General features: G+C 33.6%; 17 protein-coding genes and 1 pseudogene. 13 read left to right on the top strand and 5 right to left on the bottom strand.

The genetic code is table 11. From position 1 onward, the window contains the following. Nucleotides 1-644 precede the first annotated feature (644 nt). From NHF47_RS12710 to NHF47_RS12695, 4 genes are all read right to left on the bottom strand, one after another. The gene (locus NHF47_RS12710) at nucleotides 645-2,282 is read right to left on the bottom strand and encodes a hypothetical protein (RefSeq protein WP_252765280.1); all 1,638 of its coding nucleotides are present in this window, start codon (nucleotides 2,280-2,282) and stop codon (nucleotides 645-647) included. Nucleotides 2,283-2,607: 325 nt separating this feature from the next. Further along, nucleotides 2,608-3,645: a phytase gene (locus NHF47_RS12705; RefSeq protein WP_252765279.1), complete on the bottom strand. Its 1,038-nt coding sequence runs from the start codon at nucleotides 3,643-3,645 to the stop codon at nucleotides 2,608-2,610. 181 nt (nucleotides 3,646-3,826) lie between these two features. Next, nucleotides 3,827-6,688, bottom strand: coding sequence for a TonB-dependent receptor (locus NHF47_RS12700; RefSeq protein ID WP_252765278.1), 2,862 nt, complete (start codon nucleotides 6,686-6,688; stop codon nucleotides 3,827-3,829). A gap of 166 nt (nucleotides 6,689-6,854) precedes the next feature. After that, the gene (locus NHF47_RS12695; RefSeq protein ID WP_252765277.1) at nucleotides 6,855-8,411 is read right to left on the bottom strand and encodes a tetratricopeptide repeat protein; all 1,557 of its coding nucleotides are present in this window, start codon (nucleotides 8,409-8,411) and stop codon (nucleotides 6,855-6,857) included. 292 nt (nucleotides 8,412-8,703) lie between these two features. Here NHF47_RS12695 and NHF47_RS12690 point away from each other — a divergent pair, with 292 nt between their 5' ends. The 8 genes from NHF47_RS12690 (at nucleotide 8,704) to NHF47_RS12655 (ending at nucleotide 13,966) form a co-directional block, all read left to right on the top strand. Then, nucleotides 8,704-9,735 (top strand): MBL fold metallo-hydrolase, encoded by a 1,032-nt coding sequence (locus NHF47_RS12690; protein ID WP_252765276.1) that lies wholly within the window; start codon nucleotides 8,704-8,706, stop codon nucleotides 9,733-9,735. 8 nt (nucleotides 9,736-9,743) lie between these two features. Then, complete coding sequence (locus tag NHF47_RS12685; RefSeq protein ID WP_252766100.1) at nucleotides 9,744-10,382, top strand: carbonic anhydrase; 639 nt, start codon at nucleotides 9,744-9,746, stop codon at nucleotides 10,380-10,382. A gap of 114 nt (nucleotides 10,383-10,496) precedes the next feature. Further along, nucleotides 10,497-11,075 (top strand): TetR/AcrR family transcriptional regulator, encoded by a 579-nt coding sequence (locus NHF47_RS12680; protein ID WP_252765275.1) that lies wholly within the window; start codon nucleotides 10,497-10,499, stop codon nucleotides 11,073-11,075. A gap of 184 nt (nucleotides 11,076-11,259) precedes the next feature. Next, entirely contained in the window at nucleotides 11,260-11,631 is a 372-nt protein-coding gene (locus tag NHF47_RS12675) for a DUF2147 domain-containing protein (RefSeq protein ID WP_252765274.1), read from the top strand. A gap of 32 nt (nucleotides 11,632-11,663) precedes the next feature. Continuing rightward, nucleotides 11,664-11,831: a hypothetical protein gene (locus tag NHF47_RS12670; protein ID WP_252765273.1), complete on the top strand. Its 168-nt coding sequence runs from the start codon at nucleotides 11,664-11,666 to the stop codon at nucleotides 11,829-11,831. A 40-nt stretch (nucleotides 11,832-11,871) separates the two neighbouring features. Beyond that, nucleotides 11,872-12,378: a hypothetical protein gene (locus tag NHF47_RS12665; protein WP_252765272.1), complete on the top strand. Its 507-nt coding sequence runs from the start codon at nucleotides 11,872-11,874 to the stop codon at nucleotides 12,376-12,378. A gap of 659 nt (nucleotides 12,379-13,037) precedes the next feature. Continuing rightward, nucleotides 13,038-13,202, top strand: a complete 165-nt coding sequence (locus NHF47_RS12660; RefSeq protein WP_252765271.1) for a hypothetical protein — start codon at nucleotides 13,038-13,040, stop codon at nucleotides 13,200-13,202. A gap of 158 nt (nucleotides 13,203-13,360) precedes the next feature. Continuing rightward, nucleotides 13,361-13,966, top strand: coding sequence for a hypothetical protein (locus NHF47_RS12655; protein ID WP_252765270.1), 606 nt, complete (start codon nucleotides 13,361-13,363; stop codon nucleotides 13,964-13,966). Between the two features lie 15 nt (nucleotides 13,967-13,981). Here NHF47_RS12655 and NHF47_RS12650 read toward each other — a convergent pair whose 3' ends face one another. Next, nucleotides 13,982-14,329, bottom strand: a complete 348-nt coding sequence (locus tag NHF47_RS12650; protein ID WP_252765269.1) for a helix-turn-helix domain-containing protein — start codon at nucleotides 14,327-14,329, stop codon at nucleotides 13,982-13,984. Between the two features lie 96 nt (nucleotides 14,330-14,425). Here NHF47_RS12650 and NHF47_RS12645 point away from each other — a divergent pair, with 96 nt between their 5' ends. The 5 genes and pseudogenes from NHF47_RS12645 to NHF47_RS12625 all read left to right on the top strand — a co-directional run. Beyond that, nucleotides 14,426-15,934: an alpha/beta fold hydrolase gene (locus tag NHF47_RS12645; protein ID WP_252765268.1), complete on the top strand. Its 1,509-nt coding sequence runs from the start codon at nucleotides 14,426-14,428 to the stop codon at nucleotides 15,932-15,934. A 57-nt stretch (nucleotides 15,935-15,991) separates the two neighbouring features. Next, nucleotides 15,992-16,648, top strand: a complete 657-nt coding sequence (locus NHF47_RS12640; RefSeq protein WP_252765267.1) for an SDR family NAD(P)-dependent oxidoreductase — start codon at nucleotides 15,992-15,994, stop codon at nucleotides 16,646-16,648. 15 nt (nucleotides 16,649-16,663) lie between these two features. Continuing rightward, on the top strand, nucleotides 16,664-17,293 hold the full coding sequence (locus tag NHF47_RS12635; RefSeq protein ID WP_252765266.1) for an NADPH-dependent F420 reductase: 630 nt from the start codon (nucleotides 16,664-16,666) through the stop codon (nucleotides 17,291-17,293). Between the two features lie 309 nt (nucleotides 17,294-17,602). Continuing rightward, nucleotides 17,603-18,412: a hypothetical protein gene (locus NHF47_RS12630; RefSeq protein WP_252765265.1), complete on the top strand. Its 810-nt coding sequence runs from the start codon at nucleotides 17,603-17,605 to the stop codon at nucleotides 18,410-18,412. 867 nt (nucleotides 18,413-19,279) lie between these two features. Next, nucleotides 19,280-19,523, top strand: a pseudogene (locus NHF47_RS12625) (T9SS C-terminal target domain-containing protein); the annotation flags it as partial.

Raw genomic sequence — 19,523 nt, 5'->3', positions numbered from 1 at the left:
GATAAAGTTGAATGGCTTTAGTTGTTCACAGGCAACTTACAACCTAAAACAGCTAAAACAACAAAAAACCATCATTTTTGGTGGTTTTTTACGCATTTTCTTCGGGCTTTGTTCGGAGAAAGTAGCGGTTTCATAGTACTTTACCGAAGGTTTTCCGAACAATCTCCGAACAAAGGCCTTATTTAAGGGGTTTAAACACATCAAAACACATCAAAACCAGTCATAATACGTCAATACCCGTCAAAACCAGTCAGATTGTGGTTTTTAAGAGGTTTTTAAAGTATTTGGTAAGGTAATTGTGGGGGTGTAATTAGGAGTTAGTCTAAAGTCATAAAGTTGAAAGTCATAAAGTCTAAAGTCTTAAAGTTGAAAGTCATAAAGTCTAAAGTAAAAAGTTGGTTATAATATAAATAAAAAAAACACAAACTTATTTGTTTTATACAAACATGTTTGTGTTTTTTGAATTACGAATTAGGAGTTAGTCTAAAGTCTTAAAGTCTAAAGTCTTAAAGTCTAAAATCTTAAAGTTAAAAGTTACTTATGATAGAGATATAAAGTGAAAAACAACAAATAACCTACAACCAACAACTTTAAACCATAAACTTTTAAACCATAAACTTTTAAACTATGAAATATAAATTTCCTTACGGATTCGGCTGCGAAGTTTGTTTCTTCACCTTACCAAAGTTATAGGTAATTCCAAAGAAATGTCCGAAAGAGAACTTATTGCTCGTTGGTACGGTTCCATTGGTTCCCAAATCATAAGATGTAGAACCATCAGTGGCATACCCATCGGCAATAGTTGTTACTGCACCCATGGTTAAACCACCGTGTAAAACAATGCGTTCTTCTTTTCCTAAAATCAAACCACCCCCAGCAAGGATTTGGAACTTCTGATTGGCTGTAAACAACGCACCCACACTCAAAGCAGGGCGCACCCAAGACCCTCCACGCAACGATAAGTTGATACTGGAACCAAAACCAAAGTCATAGTCACCTTGGTTCTTTTTATAAATGGCTTTTTGGGTTTCGGTAGTACCGTTAGTGGTTACTGCTACGTCTCGAGTTTCATATTCTTGATCCAATAAGGACGTAATAAAAAGACCACCGCTCACATCTATTTTAAGACCGTCTTTTACCCAAACGGTATAGGTGTAAGAATCTGTAACAGTAGGAGTAGTCCCTTTATGGCTACGTTCTACAGTAATTTCCACGGCATCAATGTTCTTTCCATTACTGTCTAATGGCAATAAATAATTGTACAATTTCAATTGGTACATCTTTTTAATTTCGTCATTAATGCCTTTAGAAAGATCGGTAATAGGTTGGGTGTTTTTCTTAAAGTCTTTCATGATATCAGGAAAGTTAATCGCATCACTAGTAATGCCTTGTAGGTCTTTTAAGAGCTGAATATAGGTAGCATTAAAACTTTCTCTTTTGGCTTTAAAGGCTACAGGGTCTAAAAAGTCTTCAGCAGATATAGCCGCTACATAATTGTTCAAATCAATGGATAAATCGGTAAACGATTGTTCTAATACCAAAATAGCGTTTTGGATGTTCATAGCATCTTCAGCATCCGATTGGGCAGGAATGGCTTTCACCGTTTTTAAACTGTATTTTAATTTTGCATTGGTAATAAAATTAGCCGAATATTGAGATTTTGTGATATGCGCTTTTGGTGTTTGGCTTTCCAATTGTTTCTTCTGAATTTGCAGTTTACCAATGGCAGTGTAGTTGGCAGTCACCTGCTTTTCTAATTGGTCTTTATCACTTTTAGCGGTTTTAGTATCACCAATTTTCTCTAACAAATCTTGGTTCTTCGCATGCAGTTGATTGATGGAATCGTCTAACTTTTGTGCTTCTTCAGAAACAACTGGCACCACAGCAGCTATATTTTTAGGAGTGGCACTAATGCGTTTGCCTACACTGTCTAACGGATTGTAAACCTGTCCTTCAAAGAAGTTGACCAATTTATGATTGATGTTATAGCTGTATTTATACGGATTTCCGTTGATGAGGTTGAAGGCTAATAATTCTCTGGATTTGATGACCAACTTCTTATTGGTATGGATTGTAGCATCATCGTCATCATCATCATCGTCGTCATCCGCTTGCTTGCTTTTGCTTTGTTTTGTACTATCTGAAGCTTCTTCTTCTGTTTGTACACGCAACGAACCTTTATGGGGTTTGCCTAAATCGAGGGTAAAGACTTTAGTGTCAATCTGAGCTTGTAAATAAAAGGTTCCTAAAAAGAGCAGGAGGAAAGTAATTGTTTTTTTCATGTGTTTGGTTTTAGTTTTTGTATTGCCGACCTAAAATTAGGAATTAATACGCAAAAAGCCATAGGTACTTTTACCTGATTTTAAATTAAAGTCGAAAGTCATAAAGTCGAAAGTCATAAAGTCGCAAGTCATAAAGTCGAAAGTCGAAAGTCATAAAGTGGAATGTCATAAAGTGGAATGTCATAAAGTGGAATGTCATAAAGTGTAAAGTTTGAAGGATTAAAAACTGACAACTGAAAACGGACAACCGAAAACCGAAAACATAAAAAAACTGCCTGATAGGACTACCAGACAGCTTTATAAAAAAATACACAACAAAATGCTACTATTTCTTTTGGATACTATTTAAAATGGCTTGTTCTAGTTTCCCAAAATCATAGACATAAAAGTTTTTAGCATCGTTCATCGCTACAAAAATACCCTTAGGAAAAGCACTGCCTAAAGGAGTGGTTACGACATCACAACCATCGGTTTCTAGAGTAGTTAGATTAACTGCTGTTATAAACGCATTGGTTTTACGGTCATACACATTAAAAAGGCCGCGTTGCTGATCGGAGATAATCAGGTAACCCGATGCAGCTCCTGTTTTCGCAATGGCAATGCCTTCAATATCACTTTCAAAATCGGTTGTTCCAAACAAACTAATTTCCGCATTGCCTTTTTCAGGATCTGCATGGTATTTGCGTACTCCGTGTTGCTCATCCGAATAATAAATAAAGCCCATTTCATTGTCTACTGCAATGGCTTCAATTTCTTTTTTACCACTAAATTTCCCAAACTTACGCACCAGATGCAATTGTACTCCTGAGGCGTTGGCAACCAATTCATATTGGTACAAATAATTCTCTTTTGGCCCTGTTTTACGACCTACAATCAGATACACTTTATCGCTCACGGGTGCATGATAAATCGCAATGCCCATAGGTGCTTGAAAGTCAGGTTGGGTCGCATCGGTAAATACCTTAAAACCACCACCGTCTAAAGGTTGCATATCGGGTACTGAAAACACACGTACTTGGTTTTTTTCTCTTTCGGTAAAAGCAATAATATCCGTTTTGGTAGAGTCGGTAAGCGTAAAGTTATAGGTGAGGTCCACATTGTTTGGACGTTCAATATTACGAATGGTTTTGGCTTCTATAATTTTCCCTTGCAAGTCAAAGGCATAAATACCACCATTGGTTTCTTTATCGGTACCAAAAATAATACTCTGAGAAGCATCTTTTGGGTTGACCCAAATCGCAGGATCATCGGTATCATTAAGGGTCGTTTCCGTAATAACATCGGGTGGTAAGGTTACTATATTTGTGTTTTGTTGGCAACTGCATACGGCCAGTAATAGGATGCTATAAAAAATAGATTTCATGTTTTTAAATGATATTTTAATACTAGGTGTTTTTTATATTGATGGTATAGGTTTGTTAGCTATCAATTTTTCTTGTTCTCGATACATCCCGATTGTCATCGGGACACTCGAACTGACGAAAAATTAGTAGCTACACACCAGATTCGTTTTCTAATTTCTGACTTCTAAATTCTAAATTCAACTAATACAAGTCATACTTAAGACCAAACGTTAGGCGTTGCCCATAGAATTCGGCTTGTTGGGTTCTACTGCGCACCGATTGAAAATAGCGTAACGGTTGGTTGGTGATGTTCTTCAGTTCCCCATACAAACTTAGTTTTTTTGATAGGCTTATACCAATATTAAAATCAAAAAAGAGTTGTTGGTCATAATACCGATCTTCAAAGCTATTCCCTCCAATTTCATCGATATAGGCATCTGAGAAATTAGCAGAGAAACGCGCATTAAAATACTTATTGGCATACCCTAAGGAAGCATTTAGCAAATTAGGAGCGGTATTGGGTAAATCCAAATCATCGCGTTCTTCACCATCTTCATTGCGTATTCCAGTGGCTTTCGAAGTTAAGAAGGTGTAGTTGAGATAGAAACTAAAGTTTTTCGCAAAACCGGGTAAGAAATCCAATTGTCTTTGGAACGCGAATTCCGCACCAAAAATAGTAGCAGCATCCCCATTTAGAGGTTGGTACACCCGATAGCCTGTTGTTCCAATACCCAATGCATCTGAAGAGGCTTCTTCTTGGTATTGGTAAACAAAATCATTGATTTTTTTAAAGAACAAACCACCAGAAAGTAAACCAACACTTTTAAAATAATATTCTCCAATAACATCAAAGTTCATCGAAGTAGTTGCTTTTAAATCGGGGTTACCAATAAAGATTTCTTCATCACCAGAAACAATATCAATAGTAGGAATTAAATCCACATAATTGGGTCTTGCTAACGTATTGGTCCATGCCAAACGGAAGACCGTATTATTATTAGGAGCATATTTAAAATGTACCCCTGGTAACACATTAGTATACGCATTTTCCTTAGTAACCGTTCCTACTAAATCGTCTTCATCTTCAATTTGATTACCCGTTGCTTTTAATTGAGTCGCTTCTACACGCACACCAATCAAGGTTTGTAATTTATCGGTTAGGTTTTGAGTGGTCATCACATAACCTGCCCATACATTTTCACTTACGTTATAATTGGCTCTTAAAAATTCAGAAGGCACCGATTCACCGTTTACTAAAGCCAACGCACCTAGCCAATTGGCATCGATATACCCTCCTAAATTGTATTTGTCACCCGCTAAGAAAGCATCATTCGAAAGGTCTTTTAAACCTGTTAGATTCATAGTAGAATAAGCACTTTCTAAATCGTATTCAAAGAAGTTATTGTCTCTACTTTTGTTTTTAAAGCGACCTCTTGCTCCAAACTTAAGTGTTCCATTGGCTGTACCAAAAAGAGAAGCCGGTAGTTCAAAGTGCGTAAAGAAATTCACGTCTTCTTCTTCCGTATATTGATATTCTTCTGTTATTTCATCAAATTCAAAAGCATCAAATGCACTAGCATCAGCTGTGTTTTCCGCAGACAACATGGGGAACTCACTATCTGAAAAGTCATTTACTACCGTATATTCCGTTTCATATTTAGCATAGCGTTCGTTTTTTCTTTCTTCCGAAGCTTTGGCATACGAAACCATCCAATCCGCTTTTACTTTACCTAAGAAATGTTTTCCACCTAGAGAATAATTTTGCATTTTTTGGTCTTCCAAACGACGGTTTTTGTTTCTATTGTTATCTATACCTCCTTTGGTTTCTTTGGCTACTTCAGCAGGAAAGCGTGACGGAAAACCATTGGTAATGGTAAAATCACCCGCTTCTATATCTTCAGCATCAAGCATTTCATAAGACGTACGGTATCTATTTTCACGATCGTCGCGCCAGTTGTACATCGATTTCAAATACAAGTTATGATTCGGATTAATTTGGTAATCCAAATTGGCCGAAAAACTTCTACGCACACGTTGTACCAAGTATTTTCGAGTTTCAAAAGCATTGGTATATGGGTTCACGTCAACTTCCTCTAAAATAGGATCGCCATCTACATCGTCTACACCGGTGTAATATTCAAATTCATCGGTCCATTCGGCTTCAATATTATCCGAACCAAAATCGGTATCGTTAATAGAAGCGGCTACCATCCAACCTAATTTTTTGTCTTTGGTACGGTCGCCAATAAGTAGCGCACCATTTAAAATACGTTTGTTAGTAATAAAGCTAATTCCAGAACCCAAAGTACTTGATAATCGGAATTGTTGCGGTGCTGTTGCTGTAACTAAGTTAACCGAACCTCCTAAAGCATCCCCATCCATATCTGGTGTTACGGCTTTGGTTAACTCAATAGTTTGGATCATATCGGAAGGAATTAAGTCCATTTGTACGTTTCTATTATCGCCTTCCGCGGAAGGGATTCTACTGCCATTTAACGTAACCGAATTCAATTGAGGAGACAAACCACGAACAATAATATTTCGTGCTTCCCCTTGATCTACTTGCATGGTCACACCCGAAATACGTTTTACCGCATCACCAATGTTGGCATCTGGGAATTTCCCAATTTGGTCTGTGGAAACCACATTGGTAATATTGATGTTGTTTTTCTGCGTATTTAAAGCCTTAGCCTGTCCGCTTAAGCCATAGGATACCACTTCTACTTCATTAAGCGTTACGCTTTTAGGTTGTAGGGCAATGGCAAGTGTAGTTGTTTGATTTTCTAACACAGTTACTTCTTGTTCTAAATCTTCATAACCTAAAAAAGAAATTTGGAGTTGGTACGTTCCTGCCGGAATAGCCAGCATCGAAAATTTACCATCGAAGTCGGTTGTAGCTCCTTTATTTAAAGAAGTAATAAGAACAGTTGCACCAGGTAAGTAGAAATTGTTTTCATCTACGATAGTACCTGTAATACTTCCTTTTTGAGCCATAGCAGTACACGTTATTAGGGTAATACATAACGTTACAAATAGCCTTTTTACAAAGCACAGTTTTCTCATTTTTTTTAGTTTTACATTTCCGACAAATGTAGGACCCATAAGGGATTATTCATTTTTAGCCTAGGCAACAAAGAGGCAACAAACTCTTTTTTTTAAGTTACAAGAAGGCAACAATAACACTTTATTTACATTAAACTAACCCTAAGAAAAAAACAGTATTTTTTTCTTACAATTCGAGTAAAAAAGTGATCAATTCTGCTTTAGCATCGATAGGTAGTTTTTTCCTAAAACGATGTCTGGCTACGCGCACACTATCAGGTGTAACCCGAAGAATGGCTGCAATCTCTTTAGAAGACAAATTCAGTCGTAATAAAATACCCAGTTTTAATTCGGCAGGAGAGAGGCTTTCGGTGGCAATTTGAGAGAGTTTTTTAATAAAATCGGGATGTATTTCTTCAAAGAATACGGTAAATTCTTCCCATTCATTTTCTTGTTGTAGTACAAAGTCAATTTCGTTAGAAATCTCTTTAATTTTAACTTCTAAGAGTTCGTTTTTGCGTCCCATACTATTTTTTAGTTTGGTCGAAAGTTCGGATAGCATTTTATTCTTTTGTGCTATGTGTAAGCTATAACGAGAAAGTGCAGCTGTTTTTAATTCTAAATCCCGTTGTAAATTCTTTTCTTCAATTTCTTTTTTTTCCAATTCCGCTTTTAAGGTTTGTTGTTTGTAATTTTGAATTTTAAGTGTTGCTTTTCTCTTTTTTTGGTAATACACATACACTACAGCCATTACAAATAGGAGTGCTATTGCTAAAATGAGTAGGGTTTTCTGATTGGCTTGGCTTACTTTATTTTGTTCTTGCAGAATTTTTATTTGATTTTCTTTCTGATTGATTTTATAATCCGCTTGCAAGAGATTGACTAGGTTTTTATTTTCATTGGCAATCGCCTTTTGATTGTACTCGTCGGCTAAGAGTTTGTGTTCGTAGGCTTTTTGATAATTGGAAAGTAGGGCATAGGCTTTTGCTAAATCTTTGTGACCGCTTTCTAAGAGATGATTGTCATTTAATTTTTGGGCTAAGGTTAGCGATAAATTGGTAAACGGAATTCCTCTTTTTAGCTCTCTTTTTTTTCGGTAGACATCACCTAGATTATTCAAAACATTGGCTTCTTGTTTCGATTGAGAACCTTTAAGGAGTTGGTACGCTTTAGTAAAATACCCATACGCTTTATCAAACTCTTCTAGATCTTCATAGATACTACCAATATTTTCATGAACCACTGCTATTTCAATCGCATCGGTTTTGGTATTCAAAAAAGCCAGACTCTTATTTTCAAAGTCCAATGCAGTTTTATATTCACCTCTTTTTTCTGCATTTTCACCCAGTAAACTAAAAGCTAAGGCTTGTCCTTTGGTGTATTTTAATTGTTTCGCTGCTGTTGATGCTTCCTGTAAAAAAGGTAAGGCCTGTTCGTATTTATGCATGGCATGATAGACTTTACCAATGGCATTATTAATTTGAACCAATAGTGTGTCTTTTTTATTCGTTTGTATTTGTTTTAATGCGTCTTGATAATAGGATAAGGCATTGGCATACAGCCCATACTGGTTGTAAATAGTACCTAATTCAAGCATTTTTAACGCGATGTCTGGACTGTTTTTATTTTGTAAAGCAAGGTCTAATCCCTTTTTTTTAGTTTTCAGTTGTGTTTCGACCCAATCCTTTTGGGCAAATAGTGTAGTGGTGGTTAACAGAAACAGTAAGATAAAACGAACCAGCATTAGTTAAGATTAAATGAACTTACAAATAAGCGAGAATTACATTAAGTTACAATGATTTTAAGGTTAAGTAATGATTACTATTTCAGGAATTACGAATTGGGAATTAGGAATTAGTGATAACTGAGACTGAACACTGCGACTGTAAACTGCGACTGTAGACTTACAACTTAGAACTTACAACCTAAAACTAAGAACTTAAAAACAAACCCTAAAATTAAGCTAAAATTGAGAATGGGAAAGCGATTAATTTCTATCTTAGTTGCTACTTAGAACAGACTATAAATCATCACGCATGCGCAAACAATTTGGTGCTAAACCTACCAAAGCTGATATACAACAGTACGAGCAATCTCCACAATGGGATGGTGAACATTTTGTAAATAGCATACCCACTTCTATGGCTATTTCCATACGAACGTTACCCAAGTTATTGTACAAACAATTTTGTGACAAGAAAGATAGAGAACCTTTACAACCGTTGCCGATTTTACCTTTTGATAAAGAGGCATTTGTAACCGACGACCATGAGGTGCGTTACATTTGGTACGGACATTCGGTAGTGCTCTTGCGAATACAAGGGAAAAACATCTTAATTGATCCGATGTTTGGCAGTAATGCAGCACCTATTGCACCTTTTCCCATCAAGCGTTTTTCTGAAAATACATTGGCTATTATAGATGAATTACCTGAAATAGATGTCGTACTCTTGTCTCACGATCATTACGATCATTTGGATTACGATAGCATTCAAAAGTTGCAACCGAAAGTGAAACAGTTTTATGTGGCTTTAGGAGTGAAAAGACATTTAGTGAAGTGGAATATAAAACCCGAAAGCATCACGGAATTCGACTGGTGGCAACAAATACTATTTCAAGATATACAAATAACTTTTACACCCACACGACATTTTTCAGGAAGAGGTTTAACCGATAGAGCTAAATCTTTATGGGGAGGTTGGGCATTGAAAACCCCTACTGAAAACATTTGGTTTAGTGGGGATAGCGGTTACGGACCACATTTTAATGAAATTGGGAAGCGCTTAGGGCCTTTTGACTTTGCTTTTATGGAATGCGGTCAGTATAACGAAAACTGGAGTCAGATACATATGTTTCCAGAAGAAACGGTGCAAGCTGCTATTGATGCTGGGGTGTGTAACATGATGCCCGTCCATTGGGCAGGTTTTGCTTTAGCACAACACACCTGGACCGATCCTGTAGTGCGTTTTGTAGCCGCTGCAGAAAAACACGAGTGTTTGTACCATGTACCACAATTAGGAGCAATACATAAAATAACGAATCAAAATCACACCGCTTGGTGGCAATAAACAATACCATGGATTTATACAATCAAATATTTCAGAACAATCAAGAATGGATTAGTAGTAAAAAAGCGACCAACGATTCTTTCTTCAAGTACTTAGCAGAAGGACAATCTCCAGAAATCTTATATATAGGGTGTAGCGATAGTCGCGTTACCGCAGAAGAAATGACAGGAGTAGAACCCGGACAAATGTTTGTACACCGTAACATTGCGAATTTGGTTCCCAATAACGATAACAATTCGGCATCGGTAATTGAATATGCTATTGAATATTTAAAAGTGAAACATGTTGTCGTTTGCGGCCATTATTTTTGTGGCGGTGTAAAAGCAGCTATGGAAGCCAAAGACTTAGGTGTTTTAAACCCTTGGTTACGTAATATTAGAGATGTATATCGCTTGCATGAAGAAGAATTAGATGCCATTTCTGATGAAACCGAGCGTTACAAAAGATTGGTAGAAATTAATGTAGAAGAACAATGTTTGAATGTGATTAAAACTGCAGTGCTTCAAAGACATTATTTGAACAGTGGTTTTCCCATTGTTCACGGTTGGGTTTTCGATATTAAATCGGGAAAGCTGATTGACTTACAAATTAATTTCGAGCAAAAGTTAAAGCAGATTCAGAAGATTTATAATTTAGGTGGGAAGTAACGCATTATCAATTTTCTTTATAGCACCATTAGAAAAAAATGAGATAAATTTTCTTATTCTGAAACACTCGTTTCAAAAAAAGATTTATCTTTGTAACCATAATTAGAAAGATATATGGCGCGCTGTGTAGAATTTAATGAAGTTGAAAAGATTGAAAAAGCAATGAATGTCTTTTGGGAGAAAGGCTACAATGCTACTTCTATGCAAGACCTTGTAGATGCGATGCAAATTAATAGAAGTAGTTTGTACAATACCATTGGAGACAAGCATCAGCTGTTCATGAAATGTATTACTACTTATTTTGAAGCTAGTTTGTGTGAATTACAGCAAAAAGTAGCGCAAGAGAAGTCTGCCATGCAAGCGTTAACCAATATTATTAACGATAAGGTCGCTTCTATAGTAGATACTGAAAAGAGTTGTTTAGGCGTAAAGTCGATTTTCGAGATGGCTTCAGAAGATGTAGATGTTAGAAATTTATTGACTAAAAAGAATGCGGTTTTCATTGGCTTTATTACTGAAATTGTACAAAAAGCCATGCAAGAAGGCTCTTTAGACGATACAGAAGATCCAGGTTTATTAGCAGAATATATCATGACCTCTTTTACAGGATGGAAGCAAGCGTATATTTTGCATAGAGACCCAATTAAGATTAAGAAAATGGCCAATTTTTTAATAAAGAACATTAGTAAATAATGTTTTTTTAAGATGTTTTTTGAAACGAGTGTTTCAGATTAAAGAAGGGAATTTCTCTTTTTTTTAATTGTTATTCTGGAACGATTATTTCAAATTATAGTTGGATAAATAAATTAATAATGAGTCAATTAGATTTAATTCTGAAACGAATAGTTCAAAATAAAAACATATAAACGTAGCAATCATGAAAAAAAACATACTTCTCTTCTTTATAGGATTTGCCTTCTTGGGGCAAGCGATAGGACAAGATCAATTTGTAGGCGATTGGCAAACCAATCAAGGGAAATTAAAGGTTGAAATTTACAAACAGGAACCCTATTATTATGCGAAGATAAAAGCCAGCGAGAATAAAGAAACTTTAGGAAAAGTCATCTTAATTCAAATGGTTAAAAAGACCCCCACGAAGTTATATGGCGGTACTTTTTTTGACGAAAGCGAGGGATCAGAATTTGAAGCTTTACTAAAATTAATAGACGATAACACTATGAAATTAAAAGTCTTAACAGGATGGTTTAGCAAAATAATGATTTGGAACCGAGTCGGAACAATTCCGTAGCGACTTTCTAAAAAAAGACAAACCAAACAACAATGAAAAAAACACTATATATCATCAAGAAAGGATATCAAGCAGTGGCATTCCTTTCTCTAAAACCGAATTTTATGAAAAACAGAAATATCACCCTTAACGAAATTGGCCTATTTTTATCATGTATTTTAATGGTTGCGGCCTTAATTTATATACGAACTAATTCCTAATTTGAATTGCAAATAGGAAATAGTAAAAAACCACTCTGTTATGGAGTGGTTTTTTTGTTTATTTTTGGGAAAAGATAATTTCTTTATGAAGGCTATTCACGCGAATTGTAAATATGGGCTATCAGGGTTACAAATGATTAATTTTATGAAAAAAATATTTAATATAGTAATTCTTTTTTCTCTTATTTCATGTAGCGTTTCTTCAAAAAAAATTCAAGAAAACTATGTGTTAAATAAAGAAGAAAATAATTCATATAATCTAATTCTGTCTTTAGATGAAAATAACAGATACTCCTTAAACGCAATTTCATCTGGTAGTTCAGGAGAAACATTGGGTACATGGACTATAGATAAAAAAACTTTAATTCTTAATCCTGATATTGAAAAAAGTAATGAGGTAGAATTTGATGGAGAAAAAGTGAGGGTTACTGAGTTTAGACCATTTTTAGACACAATTAAATTTGAAATTAAACGTAAAAAATTAATCAGAATAGATAATAGAAGATTTATTTTATATGCTCAGGCTAGAATGCGCTATCGGGGTTAATAGACAAACATATTATGGAAAAAGAAAAAAAAATAATTAATACAATTCTTTTTTGTATACTAACTTTTTTACTAATCAGCTGTAAAACAAGTCTACAGAATTCTTACAAGTCAAATTACATGTTGTATGGTAAACCCTCTACAATATTGAATTTAAATGACGATAATTCATTTCAATATTTTTTTCGTTATAACCAGAATGAAATAAAAGGGAATTGGAAAAGAATAAAAGATACCTTAATTTTAAAATCTGATTTGTTCAATATAAAAAAGGATACTTTATTAAGACCAAAAGTAAAAGAATCTGATTTTGATTATGTCGATAATTATTTGATAAAAAGAAAAAATTATATTTAATTAATAAAAACGGAGTTAATAAAAATCATTTCTTATCCTTAAACTTAGATGATAATTTAGAAATATGGTGATACACGATAGCGCGGAAATGATTTCCGTGCCTATAAAGTAGCTAAAAATAAAACCCGATAGCGCGGATTTACAATCCGTACCCACAAAGTAAATCAAAATAAAACCTGATAGCGCGGATTTACAATCCGTGCCCACAAAGTTGCTAAAAATAGAATCGCTCTTTAGAGGAATGGTTTTTTATTTATTTTTGAGAAAAGATTATAATCCACGCTATAAATAATATATGTCAAGATGAATTTTAGTATTTATTTTAACACCGATGAAAAAGATTTATTAGTAACATCAAATTTTGAAGAATTTCAAAAAAGAATGGATTTAGGCATTTTTCCTAAATCAACATACATACAAACTGAAATTGATGGTTTATCTAAATTTGATTTTCAAATAATTCGATAGCGCGGAAATGTTTTCCGTGCCCACAAAGTAGATCAAAATAAAACCAATTTTGAGAGGGTAGTTTCATTCATAGCAAATAAAAATTTGTATTTAAATGGTAATAGGATTCGCATTGGTAAACATTTAAAAGTAAGTTTTTACATAAAAAAGTAAAAGTAATGATGAAATCAATCAAGAAATTAGTAACTCTAAAAGGGTATTTATTTTTCTTTTTTATAATTTTTATAAATTGTAAAAATCAAGAGCAAGAACGAATAAATAGAGAAAAAATTATTCTTAAAAAATGTATTGGAAACGTAGCTAAAAATTCAGTTACTACTGAATATGATTCCTATATCATAAACCCTTATTATGGTCCTTTTACTTTTAATAATTATGTAGTTTCAAATTATGATATTGCAGCGTCTACTTTTAAAAATAGAGATAGAGTTTTAAAAAAAATGCATATAACAAAGACAGCATTTGAATCCCTGAAAAAGGATATAAATCGGCGTTTTTTTAATAAAAGAAGTGCATATTTAGAATCGTTTTCAAAAGGAAGGAAAAGTAAAAGGATACTAACGTTTTCTGGTGTAAGTGAAAAGCTAGTCTTTTTAGAAATTATGACCTACTTAGACGAAATTAATCTCGATGATTATAAAGATAAGCCACTATATCTGGATAAGAGTAGAATTAAAGATGTAACTTCTTTGGCTTTTATTTTAGACAAAAATGAAATTTCTGAAGTTACAGTTGACGATGGAGTGGTTTATGAAAGATGGTAGTTTTTTTAATAAAAACTATTCTTTTTCTATTCCAAAATCGTTCATTAAATCCAAACCATAATTTCGTAAGGCATCAATAATAGCTATTGATTTGATACCTCTTTCTGTAATTGCATATTCTACTCTTGGAGGTACTTCTGGGAATATTTCTTTGGTAATAAAACCATCTTCTACTAATTCTTTCAATGATTTGGATAACATTCTATCCGAAGCATGTGAAAGGCTTTTTTGCAATTCATTAAAGCGCCATTTTTTATCTTTTAATCGCCATAATATTGGCATTTTATAAGTGCCACCAATCTTATTCATGGCAAATTCAACCGGATTGTGAAACAAACGCTTGTCTTTAATGAAATCTGGCATACTTACATTTTTGTTAGTTACTTACAAAGATACGTAGTTATTGCTTTTAGATTGTTACTACAATAATTTTGTTGAACAAATTTAAAATAAATAGTGATGAAAAAGACATTTTTTTTAGGCTTACTCTTACTGATCAATTCAGTAAGCTATGGCCAACACAATGCAGGTAATAACGGAAAAATATTAATGATAGCGAGTAACCCATCTGTTAGCAAACAAACGGGATGGCCTATCGGGGTTTGGTATTCTGAACTTACGCATCCTTACTGGGTATTTACCGAAGCAGGTTATACTGTTGATATTGCCAGTTTAGAAGGTGGAAAATTAGAATTTGACCAGTTTAGTGATCCAGAAGATGAAAGTAAATATGCCGCTTTTGATTATATTTCTTTGGGTTTTAAAAAAGATGCCTCTAAAATGGCTCAAGTAAATAATACAAAAAAATTAGCTACTGTTAATCCTGATGATTACAAAGCTATTTTTATATGTGGAGGCCAAGGTCCAATGTATACCATGTATAAGAATCCTGGCATTTTGAAATTTGTTTCTGATTTTTATCAAACAGGTAAGCCTACAGCAGCAATTTGCCATGGAACTTGTGTCTTACTAGATGCTAAATTGGATAATGGAAAATATATAGTTGAAGGAAAGAGATGGACTGGATTTGCCAATAGTGAAGAAAATTATGCAGATGCCTATGTTGCCATGAAAATTCAACCTTTCCGAATTGAAGATGAAGCCCGTAAAATGCCTAATTCAAGATTTGAAGTGGCACATATGTTTGACTCATTTGCCCTAAAAGATGGAAATTTAATTACGGGACAACAACAAAATTCTGGAGCAAAAGCAGCAGAATTAGTTTTACAAGCATTGGAAGAAGATAAAAAGCGATATCCCACTTATGTATTTGTACATGGTGCTTGGTCAGATGAAAGTGCTTGGGGTTTTGTACGTAATGATTTAGCTAAAAACGCCAATGTAATTGTGGTCAATTTGCCAGCACACGGAGCAGATAGTACGTATGGAGTTGCCGTAGGATTAAAGGACTACGTGAAAACAGTTTCAGATGTTATTAATAGCCAATCAGGGAAAGTTATTTTGGTAGGACATTCTATGGCTGGTGTTATCATTAGTCAGGTTGCTGAAAACCTACCCCATAAAATTGAAAAATTAATTTATGTAGCGGCCTATTTGCCTAAAAACGGTGAGAGTATTCAAGCAATCAATACTGGTTTTTATGGGGATAAACCAATTGAAATTTTTGAATTTAATAAAGACTATACTTTAGTTTCAATTAAAAAAGAAGCTTTACCTACTATGGTTTGTGCAGATTGTCCAGAGTATATGAAAGAGATTCTAAAAAAATACCACAGGCCTGAACCTGTAAAAGGTTTCAACGATAGCGTTAAACTAAGTTCAAAATTTGAGAAACTTCCGAAATATTATATCAGTACTAAAAATGATAATGCTGTACCCTATGATTTGCAACAAAAAATGATTCAAAATAACGGTGGTGTAAAAAAAGTATATGAAATGGAAACCTCTCACTTGCCCTTTGTTGTGAAACCGCAAGAGTTCCTAAATATAGTTAGGAATAGTAAATAATGGGGTTCAGATTGAAAGAATTAGTTATCAAATTAAAAAATAAATTCATTTTAGACAATGAAAAAGTTAATAACAATACTAGGAGCAGGACCAGGAATTAGTCAAGCAGTAGCAGAAAAATTCGGACATGAAAATTTTAAAGTAGCTTTAATTGCTAGAACCGAACAAAAGTTACAGCATCAAGTAATGCAATTGGCTAAAAAAGGTATTGAAGCTTCATATGCAGTTGCTGATGTAGGAAATGAAGCTGATTTAAAAAAAGCGTTGCTACAAATTAAAGACAATGAAGGACATGCAGCTGTTATTTTATATAACGCGGCAGCCGTTTCGGTAATGGACATATTGGATCAAACTTGGGAAACTATTTCCAATGAAATGAACACCACTGTTGGTGGTTATTTTAATTTGATGAAAACGGTACTTCCCTTTTGTTTAAATGAAAATAAAGGGAAATTATTTGTAACCAATGGTGGCTTCGCTTTGGCTGGAGATGACCAATGGACTTCATTAAGCGTTGGTAAAGCAGCATTACGCAATGTAGTACAAGCCTTTCAGAAAAAAGCAATAGGCACAAACGTTCATATAGCACAACTTACGATTACAGGTTTTGTAAATGAAAAAGATGTTGTTTATAGCCCTAAAGCGATTGCCGAGCAATATTGGAAATTATACCAACAACAACCAGAAAATTTTGACGCTGAGATTATCTATTAATTTAAAGTAAAAAGTATGAAACTAGCATTTATAGGTATTGGGAATGTAGGTTTTGCCATTGCCAACCAATTACAACAAAAGGGACATCAAATTTGCATAGCCAGTAATGATGAAAATTCAGAAACAGTACAATTGGCACTGCAAAAGAATTCCGCTTTTTCGATACAAAGCATTCAAGAAGCTATTGCTACTTCAGACATTGTATTTTTAGCAACGCCTTTTCAAGCGAATGAAACAATTTTAAAAGAACTCCAATTCAAGGGTAAAATTTTAGTCGATTGTACCAATCCGGTAGGACCAGATATTTCTCACGGATTGAATAGTGAGATTTCAGGTAGTGAAAAAGTGCAAGAATGGGCACCAGATGCGAAAGTGGTAAAAGCGTTTACTATTTATGGGTTTGAAAATTTGATAGACAGTTCTTATTCTAATTACACTGTAAAACCCGTTATGATGATAGCAGGTAATGACCTACAATCAAAAGAAGTTATTTCTAAAATAAATACCGATATGGGTTTTGAAACATTGGATACCGGGAAATTAGATCAAGCGTTGCATTTAGAACACATGACCTTATTGTGGGTAAAAATGGTGCGTAGAGACGGTCATCATCCTAATTTTGTATGGGCTTATTTAGAAAAATAATTAAGATTGAAGGAAATATGTAATTTTTTGGAAAGTAGTTAAAGATAAAACCGCTCTAAAAAGAGTGGTTTTTTTGTTTATTTTTGAGAATGAGATTTTTACTAGGATAATTAGCACTAAATGTAAATCCACGCTATAGGCTTACTGCCGAATTAACGATGTAAATCTAAGCTAATTGGGTTTAAGGATTAAAATACTTTTGTAATGTTTAAACACTATAAAAAACAAAATGAAAAATAGCATTGAAAAGAAAGATATAAAATCATTAGTTTTGCAACTATTATGTTTTAACAATAAACTTCTTTTAAAATGAAAAAAATAATCTGTTTATTCTTTGTAGTAATTTTTTTTAATTCTTGTAGTGTTATTGACAGTGAGAATACTAATGGGAATGAAGCTACTGAAGTGCCACCAGTAAGATCGTATGTCACATATATTTCACAAAACTCAGTTACTCTTAATGGAGTTATTGATAATACTAATAATTACTATCAAGGTCCTGGTACCTATAAAGTTGGATTTGTTTTTAGAACGGGAAGCATAAATGATTCTAGTAACGATCAATTTATTTTGGTTGATCAAAATGTAGCATATGAACCTTATAAAAAGTATTTTAATACTACGATTAATTCATTACAACCTAATACAACATATTATTATACTTGTTTTGCTGAAAATGGGAGTTTTAAAACTGATAATTGGAAAGAATTTACTACATCTGAAATTCCTTGCTCACAATCACAGAATAATTATGTAAGTATTTCAGGTGTTTGGAGAAATGTTTATCCTGAAATTAATGACCCTTCGTGTTGTGATGAAGGTAATTTTGGTATCAAATTTGGGACTTGGCCAAATATTTATGAAATAAATTTTAACGAATTGAATAATGGTTATCCAAAGACAGGTCAATATTTTGGTGTTGATTATTATTTTGATATTACAGAATACAATAAAGAAGTTGTAAAATCGTCAAATCAAGTATTAATTGGTAATAGTTCTACAACAGAGACTGATTTATTTGTTGTAAATGATGGAATAACCTTGACACTAATTTTTTGTAATATGACTTTAAGAGATGGATCCGTTTTAAATGGGAAAGTTTCGGTTGCATTGCCTTAATTTAGTTAAAATAAATTATAAAAAAGCCAATAGCGCGGAAATGATTTCCGTGCCCGGTAAGTAAATCAAAATAAAACCACTCTGTTAAGGAGTGGTTTTTTAATTTAAACCTAAAAGATATTAATTACAATCTAATAGCTTTGATTAATAACCCCAAAGGTTATAATTATAAGCAAAAAGCTATTATTTATAACCTAAAAGGTATTAATTATAAGCAAAAAGCCTTTATCAATAAGCTAAAAGATTATCATTACAACCTCAAAGCTTCTATTAATAAGCTAAAAGGTATTCATTTGAAGCAAAAAGCGATTCATTAGAACCTCAAAGCTATTTTATATACTCTAAAAACGTATAATTATAAGCACTGAGCTATTCTTTAAAATAGAAATAGGTATCCTCTAGATATCATAAAACCACTCTGTAAGGGAGTGGTTTTTGATTTATTATTCTAAAGCGCATTTTAGTTCCCAATACAGAAATTAAAAGCTTATGTATATTTAGTTTTTTTGATTACAAAAAAGACACAAAAGGTTTACAAATTTACGTCTATTTACCTAGACCCATATTCCAATAAACGGTGTAACTAATATATTTAAATTTTAACACAAATTACAGTTTTTATATAATCATAGTTAAATGTAAAATATTCCTGTTTTTTAAAAAATGGGCGGACTATTTTTGTTGCAGAAAAATAAAAGTCTTTTAACCAACCTTTTAGCTTTTTTACTACTCTATAGAATAGAGATAATTCAAAAAGTACGTATTTATACGTAGCAGAAAGTATGAAAAATACGTATAAATACGTATTGATTGCTATAGGTAAGAAGACCTAGTTTTGCACACGAGTAAAAATTACATGTTATACTTATGATAAAAAAATCCTCATTCTATGGGTTTGCCTTTCTTTTAGCGAGCTCATTTACTTATGCCCAAGACATCCTTTGGGAAAAAACCTACGGAGGCAAACATGCCGAATTTTTGTACGATGCGATTCCTACACCAGATTATGGATTTATTCTGGCAGGAAGCTCTATTTCTGGTAAAAACGGAAATAAAGAAGATAACAACAAAGGCGATTTAGATTATTGGCTTTGGAAAATGGACGAAAAAG

Source organism: Flavobacterium sp. NRK F7 (genome assembly GCF_024054195.1).
GTDB lineage: Bacteria > Bacteroidota > Bacteroidia > Flavobacteriales > Flavobacteriaceae > Flavobacterium.
The sequence above is the reverse complement of the archived record's forward strand: the minus strand, read 5'-3'. Positions and strand labels throughout refer to the sequence as shown.

Bases quoted from the DNA above. Each gene is read 5' to 3' on its own strand.
- NHF47_RS12710 (WP_252765280.1), bottom strand. From the start codon at position 2,282: ATGAAAAAAACAATTACTTTCCTCCTGCTCTTTTTAGGAACCTTTTAT.
- NHF47_RS12705 (WP_252765279.1), bottom strand. From the start codon at position 3,645: ATGAAATCTATTTTTTATAGCATCCTATTACTGGCCGTATGCAGTTGC.
- NHF47_RS12700 (WP_252765278.1), bottom strand. From the start codon at position 6,688: ATGAGAAAACTGTGCTTTGTAAAAAGGCTATTTGTAACGTTATGTATT.
- NHF47_RS12695 (WP_252765277.1), bottom strand. From the start codon at position 8,411: ATGCTGGTTCGTTTTATCTTACTGTTTCTGTTAACCACCACTACACTA.
- NHF47_RS12690 (WP_252765276.1), top strand. From the start codon at position 8,704: ATGCGCAAACAATTTGGTGCTAAACCTACCAAAGCTGATATACAACAG.
- NHF47_RS12685 (WP_252766100.1), top strand. From the start codon at position 9,744: ATGGATTTATACAATCAAATATTTCAGAACAATCAAGAATGGATTAGT.
- NHF47_RS12680 (WP_252765275.1), top strand. From the start codon at position 10,497: ATGGCGCGCTGTGTAGAATTTAATGAAGTTGAAAAGATTGAAAAAGCA.
- NHF47_RS12675 (WP_252765274.1), top strand. From the start codon at position 11,260: ATGAAAAAAAACATACTTCTCTTCTTTATAGGATTTGCCTTCTTGGGG.
- NHF47_RS12670 (WP_252765273.1), top strand. From the start codon at position 11,664: ATGAAAAAAACACTATATATCATCAAGAAAGGATATCAAGCAGTGGCA.
- NHF47_RS12665 (WP_252765272.1), top strand. From the start codon at position 11,872: ATGGAGTGGTTTTTTTGTTTATTTTTGGGAAAAGATAATTTCTTTATG.
- NHF47_RS12660 (WP_252765271.1), top strand. From the start codon at position 13,038: ATGAATTTTAGTATTTATTTTAACACCGATGAAAAAGATTTATTAGTA.
- NHF47_RS12655 (WP_252765270.1), top strand. From the start codon at position 13,361: ATGATGAAATCAATCAAGAAATTAGTAACTCTAAAAGGGTATTTATTT.
- NHF47_RS12650 (WP_252765269.1), bottom strand. From the start codon at position 14,329: ATGCCAGATTTCATTAAAGACAAGCGTTTGTTTCACAATCCGGTTGAA.
- NHF47_RS12645 (WP_252765268.1), top strand. From the start codon at position 14,426: ATGAAAAAGACATTTTTTTTAGGCTTACTCTTACTGATCAATTCAGTA.
- NHF47_RS12640 (WP_252765267.1), top strand. From the start codon at position 15,992: ATGAAAAAGTTAATAACAATACTAGGAGCAGGACCAGGAATTAGTCAA.
- NHF47_RS12635 (WP_252765266.1), top strand. From the start codon at position 16,664: ATGAAACTAGCATTTATAGGTATTGGGAATGTAGGTTTTGCCATTGCC.
- NHF47_RS12630 (WP_252765265.1), top strand. From the start codon at position 17,603: ATGAAAAAAATAATCTGTTTATTCTTTGTAGTAATTTTTTTTAATTCT.